The 1,413-nt window shown below is 47.8% G+C and carries 1 protein-coding gene; it reads left to right on the top strand.

Annotated elements, in window-relative coordinates:
- Window positions 1-279 precede the first annotated feature (279 nt).
- Entirely contained in the window at window positions 280-1,371 is a 1,092-nt protein-coding gene (locus tag B8460_RS10585) for a glycosyltransferase family 61 protein (RefSeq protein WP_148360524.1), read from the top strand.
- Window positions 1,372-1,413 lie beyond the last annotated feature (42 nt).

Here is a 1,413-nt window from a genome sequence, read left to right on the forward strand (position 1 = left end):
TCGCCCATCATTGAGCCTTTCTCAAACGGACTCTAAGAAGGGGGAGGCACGGAACGCGGCTTAGGGAGCGACAGGAGCCGTGAGCCGGCGAGCCGGCATGGGGAATACGCGGACCCTCCGAGACAAAAATGCCCCCCGCCTTATTATTGAAAGTCAGGTTGGTCGGTAGGCGCGGAGGGAACTCAGAACAACTGGCGGTAAGGAAACGGGGGCCCACAATCCCGTCGATCTGAAAGCCACAGCCATCCGCGTTGCTAACACTGTTCGGAGAACCACAAAGTGCCCATCACGAGAGTCGAATTTCCGGAGAGCGCTCTGATTGCAAAGTTCGCAACCGAAACTGTACAGACAAAATATCCAGATATAAGGGGGCCCTACAACATTCCGTCTTGGACGGTCCCCATATTGGAAGAAATTTATAGGCGTCCAAATATAAATGGAAGAGAAGTTTCTGTATTTTTACTTAAAGGCGTTTATTTGTCGCGAGAGTCGTTGATATTCAATAGTGCTGGCCAACTATATAGTTGGTCGGCTCGACAGAATTCTGAAGAGGATGTGATTTTAGGGCACAGAAGTATCCAAGATGCTGTTTATTACGATACAATTGAGCGATGTGACCAGCGGCTGGTGATGTGCAAGCGGCGCTCGCCGTTTGTGTTCGGTCATTGGATGGTCGACATGTTACCTTTAGCGTATGTTGCTGGACAATTGCTTAACACTGGACCGGATCGCCGTTTTCTTCTTCATAGAACAATGGGTCCGATGGACGCGATTATGATTGACACTCTCGCCCGTTTAGGAATTTCAGAATACGATATACGTTGGTCTGACAACAGTCCACTCTGGTGCCGAGAGTTAATCGTCGTATCAGGCATCTCTGAACATGGTGAATATCTAACATCAACCGTCAGGGATTGCCATGATGCGGTGGCTGAGGGCTGCGCTGGTGCCGGCCACGAACGGCTCTTCGTCCGCCGAGGTGGACAGAGTAGAAATCTTATAAATGAGCCTGATCTAGCAAACCTAGCAGAAACAAAGGGTTTCTATATTTTTGATCCAAACGGCTGTGATATAACTACCCAAATATCAGTTTTTAAAGATGCAAAAATTATCGTTGGAGCGATGGGATCTTCCCTAACGAATTTGATCTATTCAATTAAATGTTCCTGCGTGACGGTATTGTCTCCAGAGAGTATGCCAGATGTGTTTCTTTGGTTTTTGTGTCAACTGAGGGGCATTAACTATATTGATATGAGATGCCCTCACGTTGGACTGGAGCCACAACCACCGCTGCCGATTTGGATGCGTGATTTCTATCTAGATCCGAGTGTATTTAATAAAATTCTGACGGAAGTAATCGGCATGCTTTAGAGGGTGATAGAGTTCGTTTGAGAATGGTTGTGGCGGCGTCGG

Source organism: Acidisphaera rubrifaciens HS-AP3 (genome assembly GCF_000964365.1).
GTDB lineage: Bacteria > Pseudomonadota > Alphaproteobacteria > Acetobacterales > Acetobacteraceae > Acidisphaera > Acidisphaera rubrifaciens.